At 64.1% G+C, this 18,281-nt stretch carries 16 protein-coding genes; 6 read left to right on the plus strand and 10 right to left on the minus strand.

Features of this window, described 5'->3' with window-relative positions; all coding sequences use genetic code 11:
- Positions 1-869: citrate synthase (gltA, locus tag J0I79_RS05325; RefSeq protein ID WP_292855567.1), on the minus strand; the 869-nt coding region annotated here is incomplete at its 3' end.
- 182 nt (positions 870-1,051) lie between these two features.
- Positions 1,052-2,476, minus strand: a complete 1,425-nt coding sequence (gltX, locus tag J0I79_RS05330; RefSeq protein WP_292855568.1) for a glutamate--tRNA ligase — start codon at positions 2,474-2,476, stop codon at positions 1,052-1,054.
- 103 nt (positions 2,477-2,579) lie between these two features.
- On the opposite strand from gltX, the gene J0I79_RS05335 reads away from it, so the two are divergent.
- Positions 2,580-5,039, plus strand: coding sequence for a ComEC/Rec2 family competence protein (locus J0I79_RS05335; protein WP_292855569.1), 2,460 nt, complete (start codon positions 2,580-2,582; stop codon positions 5,037-5,039).
- On the opposite strand, the gene lexA is transcribed toward J0I79_RS05335, so the two are convergent.
- The 3 genes from lexA to J0I79_RS05350 form a co-directional block, all read right to left on the minus strand.
- Positions 5,033-5,791 carry a transcriptional repressor LexA gene (gene lexA / locus J0I79_RS05340; protein WP_292855570.1) on the minus strand — a complete coding sequence of 253 codons (759 nt, stop codon included), beginning with the start codon at positions 5,789-5,791 and terminating at the stop codon, positions 5,033-5,035. The genes J0I79_RS05335 and lexA overlap by 7 nt on opposite strands.
- A gap of 360 nt (positions 5,792-6,151) precedes the next feature.
- Positions 6,152-7,126, minus strand: coding sequence for a pyridoxal-phosphate dependent enzyme (locus J0I79_RS05345; protein WP_292855571.1), 975 nt, complete (start codon positions 7,124-7,126; stop codon positions 6,152-6,154).
- A complete protein-coding gene (locus J0I79_RS05350; RefSeq protein WP_292855572.1) occupies positions 7,123-7,896 on the minus strand; it encodes a GntR family transcriptional regulator in 774 nt (257 codons plus the stop codon). The genes J0I79_RS05345 and J0I79_RS05350 overlap by 4 nt, the downstream gene beginning before the upstream one ends.
- Positions 7,897-8,049: 153 nt before the next feature.
- Here J0I79_RS05350 and J0I79_RS05355 point away from each other — a divergent pair, with 153 nt between their 5' ends.
- The 4 genes from J0I79_RS05355 (at position 8,050) to kynU (ending at position 12,075) form a co-directional block, all read left to right on the plus strand.
- Entirely contained in the window at positions 8,050-9,036 is a 987-nt protein-coding gene (locus J0I79_RS05355) for an ABC transporter substrate-binding protein (protein ID WP_292855573.1), read from the plus strand.
- Positions 9,037-9,099: 63 nt separating this feature from the next.
- A complete protein-coding gene (locus tag J0I79_RS05360) occupies positions 9,100-9,879 on the plus strand; it encodes an ABC transporter ATP-binding protein (protein ID WP_292855574.1) in 780 nt (259 codons plus the stop codon).
- Positions 9,880-9,885: 6 nt separating this feature from the next.
- Positions 9,886-10,809 carry an ABC transporter permease gene (locus tag J0I79_RS05365; protein WP_292855575.1) on the plus strand — a complete coding sequence of 308 codons (924 nt, stop codon included), beginning with the start codon at positions 9,886-9,888 and terminating at the stop codon, positions 10,807-10,809.
- Between the two features lie 18 nt (positions 10,810-10,827).
- The gene (gene kynU / locus J0I79_RS05370) at positions 10,828-12,075 is read left to right on the plus strand and encodes a kynureninase (protein ID WP_292855650.1); all 1,248 of its coding nucleotides are present in this window, start codon (positions 10,828-10,830) and stop codon (positions 12,073-12,075) included.
- 61 nt (positions 12,076-12,136) lie between these two features.
- On the opposite strand, the gene kynA is transcribed toward kynU, so the two are convergent.
- Together kynA and J0I79_RS05380 are read right to left on the minus strand one after the other, a co-directional pair.
- The gene (gene kynA, locus J0I79_RS05375; protein ID WP_292855576.1) at positions 12,137-12,973 is read right to left on the minus strand and encodes a tryptophan 2,3-dioxygenase; all 837 of its coding nucleotides are present in this window, start codon (positions 12,971-12,973) and stop codon (positions 12,137-12,139) included.
- Positions 12,970-14,595 carry an AMP-binding protein gene (locus tag J0I79_RS05380; RefSeq protein WP_292855577.1) on the minus strand — a complete coding sequence of 542 codons (1,626 nt, stop codon included), beginning with the start codon at positions 14,593-14,595 and terminating at the stop codon, positions 12,970-12,972. The genes kynA and J0I79_RS05380 overlap by 4 nt, the downstream gene beginning before the upstream one ends.
- A 306-nt stretch (positions 14,596-14,901) precedes the next feature.
- Here J0I79_RS05380 and J0I79_RS05385 point away from each other — a divergent pair, with 306 nt between their 5' ends.
- Positions 14,902-15,732 (plus strand): alpha/beta hydrolase, encoded by an 831-nt coding sequence (locus J0I79_RS05385; RefSeq protein WP_292855651.1) that lies wholly within the window; start codon positions 14,902-14,904, stop codon positions 15,730-15,732.
- 46 nt (positions 15,733-15,778) lie between these two features.
- Here J0I79_RS05385 and glp read toward each other — a convergent pair whose 3' ends face one another.
- Genes glp through trpC form a run of 3 tightly spaced genes read right to left on the minus strand, consistent with a single transcriptional unit; the run spans position 15,779 to position 18,281 of the window.
- Positions 15,779-16,984 (minus strand): gephyrin-like molybdotransferase Glp, encoded by a 1,206-nt coding sequence (glp, locus tag J0I79_RS05390; RefSeq protein ID WP_292855578.1) that lies wholly within the window; start codon positions 16,982-16,984, stop codon positions 15,779-15,781.
- Complete coding sequence (gene moaC / locus J0I79_RS05395) at positions 16,984-17,466, minus strand: cyclic pyranopterin monophosphate synthase MoaC (protein WP_292855579.1); 483 nt, start codon at positions 17,464-17,466, stop codon at positions 16,984-16,986. Before moaC ends, glp begins: the two co-directional genes overlap by 1 nt.
- A 2-nt stretch (positions 17,467-17,468) precedes the next feature.
- On the minus strand, positions 17,469-18,281 hold the full coding sequence (gene trpC / locus J0I79_RS05400) for an indole-3-glycerol phosphate synthase TrpC (protein ID WP_292855580.1): 813 nt from the start codon (positions 18,279-18,281) through the stop codon (positions 17,469-17,471).

Genomic DNA, 18,281 nt, shown 5'->3' on the forward strand with positions numbered 1-18,281 from the left:
CCCAGCATGTTGAGCGCCGCCTCGTTGGCGCCGCCATGTGCGGGGCCCCACAGGCAGGCGATGCCGGCGGCGATGCAGGCGAACGGGTTGGCGCCGGACGAGCCGGCGAGACGAACGGTCGAGGTCGACGCATTCTGCTCGTGGTCGGCATGCAGGATGAAGATGCGCTCCATGGCGCGCGCCAGCACCGGATTGATCTTGTATTCCTCGCACGGCACGGCGAAGCACATGTGCAGGAAGTTCGCGGCGAAGCCGAGGTCGTTCTTCGGATAAATGAACGGCTGGCCGATATGGTACTTGTAGGCCATGGCCGCGATCGTCGGCATCTTGGCGATCAGCCGCATGGAAGCGACCATGCGCTGGTAGGGGTCCGAGATGTCGGTCGAGTCGTGATAGAAGGCCGACAGCGCGCCGACCACGCCGCACATCACCGCCATCGGGTGCGCGTCGCGGCGGAAGCCGGTGAAGAAGCGCGACATCTGCTCGTGCACCATGGTGTGGCGCGTTACTCGGTAATCGAAGTCGTCCTTCTGCGCCTTGGTCGGCAGTTCGCCGTAAAGCAGGAGGTAGCAGACTTCGAGGAAGTCGCCGTGCTCGGCCAACTGGTCGATCGGGTAGCCGCGGTGCAGGAGGATGCCGGCGTCGCCGTCGATGAAGGTGATCTCCGATTCGCAGCTCGCGGTCGAAGTGAAGCCGGGATCGTAGGTGAAGGCGCCGGTGGTGCTGTAGAGCGTAGCGATGTCGATGACGTCAGGCCCGACGGAGCCGCTTCGCACCTTGAACTCATGCGTCTTGCCGGCGAATTCCAGCTTTGCCGTGGCCTCCTGGGTCTTGCCGCCAAACTCAAGTTTTGTCGCAGCTTCGGTCATTGCAAACTCCTTTTTGTTTCCTCATGCCGGCAAAGGCAAATTCTGCAAAGCGACACGTCGAAATCACCGGAATGCGCTATTTGCGACCGCATTTTAGGAGGTGCGTGCCAGATTGGGCCAAGGGCTAATGTTGCACTGCGAAACGCGCCTTTCAATGCCAATCTTCTTAGGCCAGTTTGCTCCTAATCGATTTGATCCGCTATGCGCCCCAGGCTTTCCTCGCGTCCCAGCACGGCCAGCACGTCAAACACCCCCGGCGAGGTGCTTTTGCCAGTCAAGGCGGCGCGCAGAGGCTGTGCGACGGCGCCGAGCTTGTGGCCCCCGGCCAGAGCATAGTCGCGGATCGCGGCCTCGGCCGCGGCGGCCGTCCACTCGCCCGACAGCGCATTCAAAGCTTCGTGAGCGCCACGCAAAATCTTGCGGGCATCGGCATTGAGCAGAAGGGCCGCCTTGTCGTCGACCGGCAGCGGCCGCGTGGCGAACAGGAAGGCGGCGCCGTCGACGAGCTCGACAAGCGTCTTGGCACGCTCCTTCAAGCCCGGAAGCGCCGCCAGCAGCTGCGCTCTGTTCTTCTCGTCGAGCCGCGCCGCCATTGCCGGCCCGCCTTCGAGATAGGGCAAGGTGGCGATGAAGATATCGAACAATTCGGTGTCGGCCATGCGGCGCATATGGACGCCGTTCAAAGCCTCGAGCTTGGCGAAGTCGAAGCGCGCCGCGCCCTTGTTGACGTCGCCGATGTCGAACCAGGAGATCATATCCTTGATCGACATGACCTCGTCGTCGCCATGGCTCCAGCCGAGCCGCGCCAGGTAATTGAGCAGCGCCTCCGGCAGATAGCCCATGGCGCGATAGGCTTCCACGCCAAGCGCGCCATGCCGCTTCGAAAGCTTGGCGCCATCGGCGCCATGGATCAGCGGGATATGCGACATGGAAGGCACGTCCCAGCCCATGGCGTCGTAGATGACCGTCTGGCGAGCGGCATTGGTCAGGTGGTCGTCGCCACGGATGACGTGGGTGACGCCCATGTCATGGTCATCGACGACGACAGCATGCATGTAGGTCGGGTTGCCGTCCGAACGCAGGATGATGAAATCGTCGAGATCCTTGTTGGGAAAGCGCACCTCGCCCTGGACACGGTCCTGCACGACGGTTTCGCCTTCGGTCGGCGCCTTGATGCGGATCGCGCCCTTGATGCCGGCCGGCGCCTCCGACGGATCGCGGTCGCGCCAGTGGCCGTTGTAGCGCGGCGGCAGGCCTTTGGCCCGCGCCGCCTCGCGCATCGCCTCGAGCTCGGCCGGTGTCTCGTAGCTGTAATAGGCCTTGCCAAGTCGCACCAGTTCCTCGGCCACCTCGCGGTGGCGCGGCGCGCGCTCGAACTGCGAGACCGCGTCGCCGTCCCAGGAGAGGCCGAGCCAGGTCAGGCCGTCCAGGATGGCGGCCGTCGCCGCTTCGCTGGAACGCTCACGGTCGGTGTCCTCGATGCGCAGCACCATAGTGCCGCCTGTGTGCTTCGCATACAGCCAGTTGAACAGTGCCGTCCGCGCGCCGCCGATATGCAGGTAACCGGTGGGCGAGGGGGCAAAACGGGTGACGACCTTGTCGGACATGGAACTCTCGGTATGCATCTGAAACGGGGTGCTGAATGCGCGGACTTTCGCGCTTTGCCGGTTCATGTAGCATAGGGTGTCGAGGGCGCAAGGGGCAGACCCGATGACTGGAAGGGGCCGGGGCTCGGATCAGGGCGCGGACGCCATTGTCGGCGTCAGCGAACGATCCCTGTTTGCCAGCACCGCCCCGCTGCCGACGGCGCCGGCATCTCCGCCCGCGTTGCGGCCCGGCGACCAGCCCTTGCCGGCAGGCATCGATACGCCCGTCACCGTCAGCAAAACCGGCCCGGTCGTTCGCCTGCGCCGGCATCTCGGTCGGCTTTCGCCATCGGGAATCCGGGCAAGCCTAGCTTACGCCGCGACCCTGGAGCTTGATCGCGGCATTGCATTCCTGCTGGTGCCGGTGTTCCTGGCGCTGGGGGTGATCTCCTATTTCTCGCTGGCGGCTGAGCCCGGCTTTGTCCAGCCCATCGCCATCACCGTCTTCTTGACGGTCTGTGCGGTCGTTTCGCGATCCTGGCCCAGGACCCATCTGTGCTTCATCGCGGCGCTGCTTTGCGCCCTTGGCGTGCTTGCGGCCAAGATCGAGACCTGGCGTGCGGGAACCCGCATGCTGGGGTCCGAAATCGCCACGCAGGTCACGGGCAGGGTCGTGTCGATGGACCAGATGGAGACGGGGCGTATCCGGTTGACCATAGATGTGACGTCGACCGCGCGGCCGAAGCTGCGCTATGCGCCGGAACGCGTCCGCATTTCGGCGGTCAAGATACCGGCCGGAGTGAGGGCTGGTTCGCTTGTCAGTGGCTACGCCCGGCTGTTGCCGCCGACCGGCCCGGTGCGGCCCGACAGCTACGACTTCTCCTTCGACAGTTATTTCTCGGGCATCGGCGCCAGTGGATTCTTCATGGGCACGCCCAGGCTCGTTGCCGTTGCCGACAATGATGCACCGCTGCTGGCGCGCCTGTCGTCATCGGTCGAGAATGCCCGGCAGGATATTGCCGACCACATTCGAAGCCGTGTCGGCGGCGCCGAGGGCGAGATCGCCGCGGCATTGATGGTCGGGGTGCGCGCCGGCATCCCCGATGAAATCAACGAGGCGATGCGGCGGACCGGTATTTACCACATCATTTCGATTTCCGGGCTGCACATGGCGCTGGTGGCCGGCACCGTCATGATGCTGATGCGCGGCGCCTTCGCCCTGTTTCCGGATTTCTCCTCGCGCCGCCCGGTCAAGAAATACGCTGCGGCCGTGGCCCTCTTCTCGATCGCTGCCTACCTCGTCATTTCGGGTATCGTCGTTGCGGCCGAGCGCAGCTTCATCATGCTGGCGGTCATGCTTGTCGCCGTTCTGTTCGACCGTGCGGCGCTCACCATGCGCAATCTGGCGATCTCGGCCCTTGCGGTCATTGCAGTCTCGCCGCACGAAGTGGTCGGCCCAAGCTTTCAGATGTCCTTCGCGGCCACCGCCGCGCTGGTCGGCGCCTATGCGGGCTGGGCCGATCATCGCGCGGGAAAGGCAAGGCCGCCGCCGCCAAAACGATCGCCGCTCGGCTTCCTGATCCACCGGTTTCTGCTGGCGGCAGGCGGACTGGCTATGACCTCCATCATTGCCGGCAGCGCGACGACGCTCTTCGCGGTCTGGCACTTCCAGCGCGTCTCGCCGCTCAGCCTGTTCGCCAATCTGGCGGTCATGCCGATCGTCTCAGTCGTGATGTTCCTGTCGGTTGCCGCCGCCTTGCTGATGCCGTTCGGCCTGGACTGGCCGGCACTCTACCTGATGGGCAAGGGGCTGACGGCAATGATCGCCATATCGGCGTGGATATCGGAGTTCTCGCCTGTCGACGCGGTCGGGCTGATCTCGCGGCATTCCGTTCTCATGGTCACGGTTGCGCTGATCATCGCGACTATGGCCACGACCTGGCTCAGGCTGACGGCCATACCCTTCGCCCTTGCCGGCCTGCTGTCCGTTTCGGATACACGCACGCCGGACGTGTTGATATCGGAAGACGCCAGGCTGGTCGCGCTGCCAGTCGGAGGCGGCGAACTCGCGGTCAGCCGCGCCCGTCCCAATGGATTCACCGTCGACAATTGGAAACGCGCGCTGAAATCCGAGACCATCGTCCTGCCTGAAGCCTTCGGCACCGGGGACGGACAGTTCGATATCTTCGATCCCGCGCAATTGCCGGCGGGAGCCCCGTTCTATTGCCTTTCCGGTCTCTGCATGGCCCGACACCCAGCGGGCGCCATCATTGCCTATGTCGAAGATCGCAAGGACACATGGAAGGCCTGCGGCTATGCCAATTTGATCGTCGTCAACGATGCCACCGGCTACGATGCCTGCCACGATCCGATGGTTCTTGTCGTCACCAAGCGGCAGCTTGCCCGCAACGGGAGCGCCGCAATCTTCTTCGACCATCAGTCATCAACGGCTCCTGCCGAGATACAGTTTGCCGTCGACAGGCCATACCGGCCTTGGCACGAGCAACGGAAATTTTCTCGCGAGGCGAGGGGTTTGCTGCCCTATCAGAAACCTGAAAAGCCGGATGCCGTCCCTGCTCAATAGCGCCTGATGAGGCCGACGAGCTTGCCTTGCACCTTGACCCTGTCCGGCCCGAAAATACGCGTTTCATAGGCTGGGTTCGCGGCTTCGAGCGCAATCGAGGCGCCCTTGCGCCGGAACCGTTTCAGCGTCGCTTCCTCTTCGTCGACCAGCGCCACGACGATCTCGCCCGGGCTTGCCGTATCGGCGTTGCGGATGATGACGGTATCGCCATCGAAAATGCCGGCCTCGATCATCGAGTCGCCCTTTACCTCCAGCGCGTAATGCTCGCCACCCATGATCATGTCCGGGGGAACCGAGATCGAATGCGTCTGGTGCTGGATGGCGTCGATCGGTACACCGGCGGCGATGCGGCCCATGACCGGGATTGAGACGGCGGAAACGGCATCGTCGTCATTGCCGGCCGCCGGCACGCGCGATGGCGGCGTGGCCGGCTTGATCTGCCGGCCAAGACCACCTTGTCCGGGATTGACCTGACCGAGGCTGCCCTGGATGACGCTTGGCGAGAACTTCTTCGCCGCGTTGAGGCCGGGCGCGATCGAATCGGGCAACCGCAACACTTCCAGCGCACGCGCCCGGTTGGGCAGGCGCCGGATGAAGCCGCGTTCTTCCAGCGCCGTGATCAGGCGATGGATGCCCGACTTCGAGGCCAGGTCCAGGGCTTCCTTCATCTCGTCAAAGGACGGGGGGATGCCGCTTTCCTTGAGCCTTTCATGAATGAACATCAGCAGTTCATGTTGCTTGCGCGTCAGCATGGCGGCCCCCAAGGCATTGAACGAAGGGTCTGAACCAGAATCGAAAAAACAAACCCAGAACAAACACTATCTGTTCCAGTTGTGTTCCGCAACCGTTTAAAGTTTAGTGAATTTGTTAAGGCGGCTGAAATTATTTGGCCGCCGGAACGATGCCGAGGGTGGTGGCTTCCGAGACCCTCATGAGCCGCCATATTGAAATTGTTTTGGTTAATAGGCTGTGGCCTAGCCCCTGCAGAATCCTGGCCTCAATCGATCATGCGATCTTCAGGAGGCCGGTTTGCTCGCCTGGCAGGCCGTAGCCGCCGAGAACGAAACGAAGCCAAAACGCCAACTGTCGCGGGTGCGGAAATCCGGCAGCTTTCAAGCCGCCGGTATGGCTCCGGCCAGCACCTGCGCATAGGCGCCCGCATCGATATTGCCGCCTGATATGACGCAGACGACATTGCCGGTTGCCTGCTCGCTGGACAGGGCGGCGGCAAGCGATGCGGCTCCGGCGCCCTCGGCCACGATCTTCGCCTTAGAGAACAGAAGGCGCATAGCTTCCGTTACCTGATCGAGACTGACGGTTATGGCTCCGTCGATAAGCTGGTTCGCGACCGGCCAAAGTTCCGGCACCAGCGAGGGGCCACCAATGCTCTTGATGAAGGAAGGCCGCGTCGTGATCTCGACGATGCGGCCAGCCGCCAATGCGGCCGTGACCGGAGCCGCGTTTTCGTCCTCGACCGCGAGCACCCTTGTTTGTGGCCGCAAAACCTTGACCGCACTGGCGACCCCGGTCGTCATGCCGCCGCCACCGTAAGGCGTCAGCACGCAATCGACCTCGGGCAGGTCTTCGACGATCTCCAGGCCCATGGTGCCGTTGCCCGCCAGAACCGCCTGGTCGGTAACGGGATTGATCAGGAGTTCACCGGCGTCCGGTTGCTCGGCGCCGACGATGTACCGCCACCATGCCTCATGGGAAACGAAGCGCACCTCTCCGCCGAGCCGCCGAACGCCGTCGATCTTGGTCTGTGGCGCGCCGGCGTACATGTAGGCGGCCATCGGAACGCCAAGCGTCCGAGCCGCCCAGGCCATCCCGTAGGCCATGTTGCCGGAACTGACGGTCGCCACGCCATGTCTTAGCGCCTGGGCATCGCGCGACAGCAAGGCATTCAGCGCCGGCCTGACCTTGAAGGCGCCGATTGGCGACAACGTCTCGAGCTTGAGGAAGATACGCTGGTCGGCCCGGCCGAGATCGACGGGCAACAGCGGTGTTCGCGGCAGCCAGGCACCAAGCCTGTCACGCGCTGCAGCGATCTCGTCGGGCGTCGGTCGTCGCGTCGGCGCGAAACTCATCCGGAAACCGCTTTCAGGCTGCCGGCGCGTGCGGCGTAGGTGTTGGCGCCGGTGTCTTCGCTATGGACATAGACGTGCAGCGTGTAGCCGATATGCGCGGTCATCAGCGCCTTCGCCCGCTCGGCATCGCGATCGAGCGCGGCTTCCATGATCGCGGTGTGATGCTCGATCGCGATCGCCTCGCGCAGGGCATCCATTGCCTCGCCATAGCCGTCCTTGAGGCCAGCCGCCGCCCGCAGCGTCGGCGCCAGCCCTAGAAAGCGGTGATGTCGCCGTAACTGGTCCGCGATCGTCGAGCGGAAACGCAGCAGCCAGTTGGACGTCGCCGCGCTCAGCAGCGCCGCGTGGAACGCCTCATGGCTCTCGTCCCATTGGTCGACGGCCGCGTCGGAGGGATCGTCGACCGCGGTTTTGCAGCGGGACAGCCGGTAATGGGCGGTCACGACGGCATCTTCCCATTCGCGGCCGCCTTTCGCGATCGATTCCAGGAACAGCGGCAACTCGACGACCAGTCTCGCCCGCGCCAGATCCTCCAGTTCGGCACGGGAAACCGGGGCGACGGCAAAGCCGCGATTGCTGATGGCGGTGACGAGGCGTTCGGCTTCGAGTCGCGACAGGGCTTCGCGCAGCGGTGTCCAGCCAACGCCATAGGTGCCTCGCAGCGCACTGAGCTTGAGCGGCGCGCCCGGCATGAGGCGCGTGGTCAGGATATCGCGCCGCAGCAGCTGATAGGCCGCTTCCGTCTTGGTCGAATTGGTCTGGTCCTGCATCGCGATCCGTCCATCGTCGGGCTTGGAAAATTATATATGATGGGGAGACATGGCAAGAATTATATATAATGTTTGACATGCACCGACGGACTGCCCATGATCGCCGCAAGTGCCGTCCCGATGAGCGGCGCTAATCAAATCTGGGAGGAAATGATGTTGAAGTCGAAATCCGCTTGGCTATCGGGACTGGCCCTGGCAGGGGCATTGATGATCAGCGCCGGCAGCGCCGCGGCCGATCAGATTCGCATCGGTATTGCCAATTTCGGCGAGCACCCTCAGCTCAACGCCGCTATAGCCGGCTTCAAGAAGGCCTTGACGGACAACGGTTTTGTCGAGGGCAAGGACGTCGTCTACACGGAAAGCCACACGAACTTCGACGCCTCGCTGGTGCCGCAGATGATCGCCAAGCTTCAGGCTGAGCAGCCGAAGCTGATCTACACCATCACCACGCCTGTCTCGCAGATCGCCAAGAAGGCGCTCGCCGGCTCCGGCATTCCGATCGTCTTTGCCGCCGTCACCGATCCCGTGGCGGCCAAGCTCGTGCCGTCGTGGGATGCCGGCGACGAAGGCATGACCGGCGCCACCGACCTGCAGGACGTCGCCGCGGTCATGGCCTTCACCAAGAAGCTGCTGCCGAATGCCAAGCGCTTCGGCGTGCCTTACAATCCGGGCGAGGCCAACGACGTTGCCCTGATTGAAAAGATCAAGGAGGCGGCGCCGGCGGCGGGCTTCGAGGTCGTGGAAGTCGGCATCGACAACGTCAATGACATCCAGCAGCGCATCGCTTCGCTCGCCGGCAAGGCCGACGTGATCTATGGCCCGACCTCGAACCTGATCCAGCCGGCGATCGCGGCTGTCTCCGCGGCCGCCCGCCAGGCCGGCATCCCGGTCGTCAACGCCGACGACAGCGCGGTCCGCAACGGCACCGTGCCCGCAAGCTTCGCGGTCAACTATCAGCAGGTTGGTGTCAATGCCGGCAACATCGCCGCCGAAATCCTGAAGGGCAAGGACCCCAAGACGATCGCGCCGTCGCGTCCGGCCTACAAGGATCACATGGCAACGATTTCCCGCAAGGCGATGGCCGCCTTCGGCATCGAGATACCGGCTTCGATGGCCGATTGCGGCTGCATCGTCGACTGACATCGGCTTGCAAAAAGGGTGGCGGCGCCAAGTGCCGTCACCCCTTGATGTCAGGGAGGAACGATGCTGGAAATCCGATCCGCGCGCAAAGTGTTCTACAAGGGGCAGCCCGACGAGAAGGTCGCGCTCGACGGCCTCAGCCTGTCGCTGGCCACGGGCGAGTTCGGCATCGTCATCGGCTCCAACGGCGCCGGCAAGAGCAGCATGCTCAACGCCATTTCTGGCGCTCTCGTGCTTGATTCCGGCCAGATCCTGATCAACGGCGCCGATGTGACCGATATGCCGGTACACAAGCGCGCCGCGAAGCTGGCCCGCGTCTTCCAGGACCCGATGCGTGGCACCGCCGCCAGCATGACGGTTGCCGAAAACATGCTGCTGGCCGACCTGCGCAGCCAGAAACGCACATTGCGGCAGGGGCTGAACCCGGCCAGGCTTGCGGCCTACAGGGAGCGGCTTGCGATACTGGGGCTTGGTCTCGAGAACCGTCTCGATACGCGCGTCGACCTGCTGTCGGGCGGGCAGCGGCAATCCCTGTCGCTGATCATGGCGGTCGGCGGATCGCCCGACCTGCTGCTGCTCGACGAGCATACGGCCGCACTCGATCCGCGCACGGCCGAAATCGTCATGAGGGCGACGGTGCGCGCCGTCGACGCGTTGAAGCTGACCACGCTGATGGTGACCCACAACATGCAGCACGCCGTCGACCATGGCAGCCGGGTGATCATGCTCGACGCCGGCCGCGTCCGTCTCGAGGTTGCCGGCGAAGAAAAAGCGAATGTCACCGTCGCCGACCTGATCGGCCATTTCTCGGTCAAGACCGACCGCATGTTGCTGGCGAGCTGAACCATCATGGGCTTCATTCAGGACATTCTGACCAGCTTCGTCGCGATCATTCCGGTTACCCTGGCGCAAAGCCTGATCCTGGCCTTTGTCGTGCTCGGCATCATGATTCCGTTCCGCATGCTGAATTTTCCCGATCTCACCAGCGAAGGCGCGTTCCCGCTGGGTGGCTGCGTCTGCGGCGTCATGCTGGCTGCGGGCATGGCGCCGCTGACTGGCATCCTCGTCGCCTTTATTGCCGGCTTCGCGGCGGGCTGCTGCACGGCCTTCATCCATCTGCGTTTCCGCATCCATACGCTTCTCGCCGGCATCCTGATGATGACGATGCTGTACAGCATCAACCTTCGCATCATGGGCAAGTCCAACCTGTCGGTCTTCGGGTCGCCTACGGTCTTCGACTGGGTGCCTTTCGCGCGGCCGGGTTTCCCGGCGAGCAAGATCGTCGTCGCCGGTGCCCTCGCGCTCCTCGTCTTCCTGGCGCTCTACATGTTCTTCAGGACGGAAAAGGGCACTGCCGTGCGAGCCGTCGGCGCCAATCCCGACATGGCCGAGGCCCAGGGCATCAATGTCTGGGCGGCGACCATTGGCGGCGTCGGACTGGCGAGCGCGTTTTCGGCTTCGAGCGGCGCGCTGATGGTGCAGTCGCAGGGCTTTGCCGACGTCAATATGGGCCTGGGGATTCTGATCAACGGACTGGCAGCGCTGATGATCGGCGAGGCGGTTGTCGGCAAGCAGACGGTCTGGCGTCAGTTGCTGGCGCCGTTCGCCGGCGCGATCATCTATTATCAGCTGGTATCGTTCTGCCTTGCCGCCGGCATGCCGCCGCCAGACCTCAAGCTCGCGACCGGCCTCTTCGTGCTCGCCATGCTTGCCTTGCCCAGCCTCAAGCGCAGCCGTGGGCCGGCGCCCGCGCGCGAAGCGATCCGTGAATAAACAGGGACTGTCATGACCATGAACGCCACGCTCGATCTCGCGGCCGTCGAAGCCATGGATGCGGCCGATCCGCTGCGCACCATGCGCGACCGGTTCATATTGCCGGAGGGCGTGATCTATCTCGACGGCAATTCGCTGGGCGCTGCGGCCCCGGCCGTCTTCAGCGAATTGCAGAAAGCCGCGACGCAGGAATGGGCGCAGGACCTGATCCGTGCCTGGAACACCGCCGGCTGGTTCGACATGCCAGTCGCGCTTGGCGATCAAGTGGGGCGACTTATCGGCGCCGCGGCTGGCCAGACGGTGGTCTGTGACACGACGTCCATCAACATCTACAAGCTGCTGCATGCGGCGCTTGCCATGCGGCCCGACCGTTCGGTGATCGTTGCTGAGGGCGACAGTTTCCCGACCGATCTTTATATGGCCGAAGGCGTGGCTTCGACCCGTCCCGGAACACGGCTGCTGCTGGAAGGCGTCGACGCGCCGGCCATCGAGGAGCTGATCGACGAGCGTGTCGCCGTCATCCTGGTCAACCACGTCAACTACAAGTCCGGCCAGTTGCGCGACATGGCCGCGCTGACGCGCAAGGCGCATGATGCCGGCGCGCTGATCATCTGGGACCTTTGCCACACGGCCGGCGCCCTGCCGGTCGAACTCGACCGCGCCAATGCCGATTTCGCGGTCGGCTGCACCTACAAATATCTGAATGGCGGACCGGGCGCGCCGGCTTTCATCTATGCGGCCGAACGCCATCATGGCGCTGTCCGGCAGCCGCTGAGCGGCTGGTGGGGCCATGCGCGTCCCTTCGCCTTCGAGCAGGGTTTCGCCGCCGGCAACGGCATCCGCCGTTTCCTGTGCGGCACGCAGCCGATGCTCTCAATGCGGGCCCTGAAGGGGGCGCTCGACATCTGGGACGACGTCGACATGGACGCGGTGCGCAAGAAGAGCATCGCGCTGACCGACCTGTTCATCCAGCTTGTCGAAGCCAGGTGTGGAGCCTACGGCCTTGAACTGGAAAGCCCGCGTGATGGCAACCAGCGCGGCAGCCAGGTGTCTTTCCTGCATGCGCATGGCTACCAGGTGATGCGCGCGCTGATCGAGCGCGGCGTCATCGGCGATTTCCGCGCGCCGTCGACCATTCGTTTCGGCTTCACGCCGCTCTATGTCGGCTATCGCGACGTCTGGCGGGCGGTCGACGTGCTGGAAGATATTTTGCGGACCGGCGCCTGGCGGGAGGCCCGCTTCGCGGTGAAGACGGCGGTGACTTAGTGCATGTCGCCCAAAAGTGCCTAGCGGTTTTGGGACAACGACATGCACAAACAAAGGCACATCAGAGCCGGGTGCGGACCGTCCAGAGTTCCGGAAACAGCACGACCTCCAGCATCTTCTTGAGATAGGAGGCGCCTGAGGTGCCTCCCGTGCCGCGCTTCATGCCGATGATGCGCTCGACCGTGGTTACATGGTTGAAGCGCCAGCGGCGAAAATAGTCCTCGAAATCGACCAGCTTCTCGGCGAGTTCGTAGAGCATCCAGTAGCGCTGCGGGTCACGGTAGACGGTTTGCCAGGCGACCAGCACTTCTTCGTTCTCGACGCGTGTCTCGCGCCAGTCCGTTCGCTTCGCGTCGGCGCCGATGTCGAAGCCATTGCGCGCCAAAAGCAGCAGCGCCTCGTCATAGAGCGATGGCTCTGCCAGGATCGTCTCCAGCCTGTCGGTGAGATCCGGCCGGTGCTTGTGCGGTCCGAGCATGGCGAGGTTGCGGTTGCCGGCCATGAATTCGATGGCGCGATACTGCCAGGACTGAAAGCCCGAGGATTGGCCGAGCGCGTCGCGGAATTCGGTGTATTCGCTTGGCGTCATCGTGCGCAGCACGTCCCAGGCGTTGTTCAACTGCTCGAAGATGCGGGCGACGCGCGACAGCATCTTGAAGCTTGGCTCCAGGCGGTCGGCGCGGATGGAGCGGATCGCGGCGCCGATCTCGTGCAGGGCGAGTTTCATCCAGAGTTCCGATGTCTGGTGCTGGATGATGAACAGCATCTCGTCATGCGCCGATGACAGCGGCGCCTGTGCGTCCAGCACCTTTTCGAGATGCAGATAATCGCTGTAGGACATCCGCTCCTTGAACGACATCTGCGCGCCTTCGGACGCCGGATCGTAAGGTTCGCTCAATTGATCTTCTCCGTGCGCAGCCGGAAGCGCTGGATCTTGCCGGTCTGGGTCTTGGGCAGGGCGGCGATGAATTTCACCGATCGCGGATATTTGTAGGGAGCGATGGTCGCCTTGACGTGGTCCTGCAGCCGCTTGACGGTCAACGCGTCGGGCGCCACGCCCTGGACAAGCACGACATGCGCCTCGACGATTTCGCCGCGCTCAGTGTCCCGGGCACCGATGACCGCGCATTCGGCGACATCGGGATGGGACAGCAGCGCCGCTTCGACCTCCGGACCGGCGATGTTGTAGCCGGCGCTGACGATCATGTCGTCGGAGCGGGCGGCGAAGTGAAAGAAACCGTCTTCGTCTTGCGTGAACGTATCACCGGTCAGGTTCCAGCCGTCGCGCACATAGTCCTTCTGCCTGTCGTCGGCCATGTAGCGGCAGCCGGTCGGCCCGCGCACCGCCAGCCGCCCGGTCTCGCCCCGAGGCACCTCGCGCATCTCGTCGTCGACGATGCGCGCCTCGTAACCGCCCACCGGCTTGCCGGTCGAGGCGGGCTTCCTGTCGTCGAAGCGGTTGGAGATGAAGATGTGCAGCATTTCGGTGGCGCCGATGCCGTCGAGGATGGGCTTGCCGGTCTTTTCCGTCCATTCCTGGAAAACCGGTGCCGGCAAAGTCTCTCCGGCCGAGACGGCCACGCGCAGCGACGACAGGTCGGCGCCTTCGTCCATGGCCTTCAGCATGGCGCGGTAGGCGGTCGGCGCGGTGAAGGAGATGGTCGCCTTGTAGGTCTCTATGATGTGGATCATGTTGGGTGGCGTCGCCTGTTCCAACAGCGTCGCCGCCGCGCCGAAACGCAGCGGGAAAATGGCAAGTCCGCCGAGACCGAAGGTGAAGGCCAGCGGCGGGGAGCCGACGAAGATGTCGTCAGGCGTGGCCTGGAGGACCTCGCGGGCATAGGCATCGGCTATGATCAGCAGGTCGCGGTGGAAATGCATCGTCGCCTTCGGCACACCCGTGGTGCCGGAGGTGAAGCCGAGCAAGGCGACATCGTCGCGGCCGGTGTTGACGGCGGTAAAGGTGACCGGCTTGTCGAGGGCGGCGCGATCGAGTTCCGCATCATGGTTGGCGGTGCCGTCGAAGCCGATGACCTGCTTCAGGAACGCGCTGTCCTTGGCGCATGCCGTCATCTCGTCCATGAGCCTGGTGTCACAGAGCGCTGTGGTGATCTCCGCCTTGTTGACGATCTTGGTGAGCTCGCCGGCGCGCCGCATCGACATGGTGTCGACGACCACGGCGCCGACCTGGGTGGCGGCCAACCAGCACGCGACCATAGCCGGGTTGTTGGCGGAGCGGATCAGCACCCGGTTGCCGGGCTTGACGCCATAATTCTCGACCAGCGCATGAGCCAGCCGGTTTGTCCAGTCGGACAGTTCCTTGTAGGTGCGGCGCCGGCCATTGCCGATCAGCGCGGTATGGTCGCCCAACCCTTTCTCGACCAGCCTGTCGGTCAATTCGACGCCGGCATTGAGATGTTCGGGATAGTCGAAGCCGTCGAGCAGGAAGTCGGGCCACTGGTCCGGTGGCGGCAGATGATCGCGCGTGAACGTGTCGATATGCGCTGAAGGCCCAAGCATGTCGCCGCTACCCTATCTGGGGCCGGTGCGCCCAGGCATCCGGCCGGAGGTTATGGATCCGAAATTCCTGTCTTTCGCGGAAGGGTTCGTGCTGCCGGATACGCTCGCTCCGCCGTGTCGCCAATTGTGGGCGTCCACGGGTCCGGACAGCACAGCGGACCTCCCATTGCCGGCTGTTCGAAGAGCAGGATCGCACCAGTCGAAATTTGTTTCAAGCCTAAAATGTTTTACTCCGAAGCATTGACGCACGGCATGGCGGCGGCCATTGCTAGCGCGGAAACGATGCTGCTTTCTGGGAGGGTGCCGATGCTCGAGCATCGCATTGCCGATTGGGACAATGCCTACGCCAACGGGGTGAACATCGCCCGCAGCGACCGTTGGCCGGCGGCCTGGGCGCAACCGGCGCAGGCGTTTCGTAACGCATTGTCGGCGCAGGGCAGGGCACGGATCGACATTGCCTATGGCGATCGGCCGCGCAACCGGCTCGACCTCTTTCTACCCCGGGGAACCGCCAAAGGCCTCGTGGTGGTCATTCACGGCGGCTACTGGATGGAGACCGACAAGAGCCTGTGGTCGCACCTCGCCAATGGTGCCGTGGATAACGGCTTTGCAGTGGCGATGCCGTCCTACACACAATGCCCCGACATTCGCATTGGCGGCATCGTCGGTGAAATCGGCGCGGCGATCGGCAAAGCGGCGGCAATGGTCGATGGTCCGCTGATGCTGACCGGACATTCAGCCGGCGGCCATCTCGCCAGCCGCATGGTGACCACGACAACGCCGCTCGCCGCCAATGTGGCCGGGCGTGTACGCCACGTCGTCTCCATCTCGGGTTTGCACGATCTGCGCCCGCTCATGCGCACCGGCATGAACGCGGCGCTGGCAATCGACGAGGCCGAAGCCTTGGCCGAAAGCCCGGCATTGCTGCGTCCCATCGATGGTGTCCGCATAACCTGTTGGGCAGGTGGCGGCGAACGCTCCGAATTTCTGCGTCAGAACGCCCTGCTGGCCAATATCTGGACCGGCCTTGGCGCCTCCACCAGCGCTGTTGTCGAACCGAACCGGCATCACTTTGATGTTGTTGATGGTCTCGCCGATCCGGCGCATCCCCTGACAAGGATATTGATCTCGGAATAGTCGAGAGAATTTTCGGTTCGTTATCAGTGGTTTATCTGGCAGCCCGTCAGCGTAGCATCAGCACGCTGCAAGCGTCTCCGGCAGCGGATGCCGGGGCGAAGGGCGCTCGCACGATCAGCCCGTTGGCGTCGGAAAGCAGTCTCAACATCGAGGAATCCTGGATGCCGAACGGCGTCGCCACCAGTTGGCCGTCGTTTTCCCGGACCACGGCCCGCACATAATCCTGGCGCAGGTCATTGGCCGCCATTGCCGCGCCAAGCCGGGCCGGACGCACGTCGTGACGATGATCGCGGCCGCCGAGTTTTGCCAGAAGCGCCTTCAGGAAGAGTTGCGAGCAAACCAGGCTTGCAACCGGATTGCCGGGCAGGCCGATGCACCTGATGCCGCCGAGACGTCCGAACATCAGCGGCTTGCCGGGGCGCATGGCGATCTTCCAGAAGCCCAGCGTCATGCCTTCGCCGGTCAGAACGTCATGGATCAGGTCGTGGTCGCCGACCGAGGCGCCGCCGAGAGTGACGATGACGTCGGCGCCTGCTTCGACCGCCTTCCTGACGAGAGCAGCGATAGCCTCCGGCCGGTCGGCGGCGATGCCGAGATCGAGCGCGCGGGCACCGACCGACTGGGCGGCGGCGGCGACGCCATAGGCATTGGACGATATGATCTGGTCAGGCCCGAGGTCGCTGCCGGGCGGCAGCAATTCGTCGCCGGTGGCGATGATGGCGACCAGCGGCCGTTTCACCACGCTGACCCGGGGGTGGTTTGCCGAAGCGGTCAAGGACAGCGCAGCCGGGTCAAGCACGCGGCCTTTCTCCAGCAGCACGTCGCCTTTGGAGAAGTCGAGGCCGATCCGGCGGATGTTGCGCCACTCAGCCGTAGGCTCCGTCACTTCGATCGTGCCGTCGCCGAGATCCCGGACATTCTCCTGGATGACAATCGTGTCGGCGCCCTCGGGCACGGGCGCTCCCGTGAAGATGCGGACCGCCTGGTGCTGGCCGACCGTGCCGTCGAAGCCGCGCCCGGCCGGTGCCGTACCGACAACGGAGAGTTTCGCGGGGGCCGATGCCACATCGGCCGCGCGGGCGGCATAGCCGTCCATGGCCGAGGCGTTGAAGGGCGGCTGGGTACGCAAGGCCACCACCGGTTCGGCCAGAACCCGGTCGACGGCCTCGATAAGGGGAACGCTTTCGGCAACGAGCGGCGCGGCGCCATCGAGCAGGCGTTCGAGCGCTTCTGCGACGGGAACGAGCGCCATCAGGCACCCGCCTTGTAGTCGCCGGACTTGCCGCCCGTCTTCTCCACCAGCCGGATGCCGGAGATGACCATGGCACGGTCCGCGGCCTTGGCCATGTCGTATATGGTGAGGCAGGCGACGGAAGCAGCTGTCAGAGCTTCCATTTCGACCCCGGTCTTCCCGGTCACGCGCGCCAGTGCCGTGACCTTCAGGCCGGGCAGGGCGTGGTCAGGTTCGATGTCGACGGAGACCTTGGTCAGAAGCAGGGGATGACAAAGCGGGATGAGTTCATGCGCCTTCTTCGCCGCCATGATGCCGGCGATGCGCGCGGTGCCGAGCACATCGCCCTTCTTGGCGTTGCCGGCGAGGATTGTGTCCAGCGTCGAGGCCTGCATCGAGACGAACCCCTCGGCGATCGCGGTGCGGGTCGTCTCCTCCTTGTCGCCGACATCGACCATGTTGGCCTCGCCCTGCGCGCCAAGATGGGTGAGGGTGGCGGGCATTGTCAGATGGCCTCGGCTGGCGCCTTGCCGGTCAGCAGCATGCGCGTTGCCGCGGCGACATCCTGCTGGCGCATCAGGCTTTCGCCGACGAGGAAGGTGCCGATATTGCTCTTTTGCATCCTGAGGCAATCGTCATGGGTGAAGATGCCGCTCTCGCTGACCAGCAGCCGGTCGGCTGGGACCATTGCCGCCAGACGCTCGGATGTGTCGAGGCTGGTCTCGAAGGTTCTGAGATTGCGGTTGTTGATGCCGATCAGCCGCGACGACAGTTTCAGCGCGCGCTCCGTCTCGGCTTCGTCATGCACTTCGATCAGGGCGTCCATGCCGAGCTCGAATGCCGTCGATTCGAGCTCGCTAGCCAGGGCGTCATCGACACTGGCCATAATGATCAGGATGGCATCGGCGCCCCAGGCGCGAGCCTCATGGACCTGATAGGGATCGAACAGGAAGTCCTTACGCAGCGCGGGCAAATTCACCGCGTCGCGCGCGCTGGTCAGAAATTCCGGCGCGCCTTGAAACGAAGGCGCGTCGGTCAGCACCGAAAGACAGGCTGCGCCGCCCTGCTCGTAGGCCCGCGCCAGCGCCGGCGGATCGAAATCGGCACGGATCAGCCCCTTGGAAGGGCTCGCCTTCTTGATCTCGGCGATCAGGGCGAAACCGCCTGCCTTCCTCTTGCTCTCGAGGGCCGCCAGAAAGCCGCGCGGTGCGCTGGCGTCCTTCGCCCGCGCCTTGATCTCGGCCATGGGCACACGCGCCTTGGCCGCTGCGATCTCTTCGCGCTTGTAGGCCTCGATCTTGCGCAGGATGTCAGCCAT

It is taken from the genome of Mesorhizobium sp., assembly GCF_017306585.1.
Classification (GTDB): Bacteria; Pseudomonadota; Alphaproteobacteria; order Rhizobiales; family Rhizobiaceae; genus Mesorhizobium.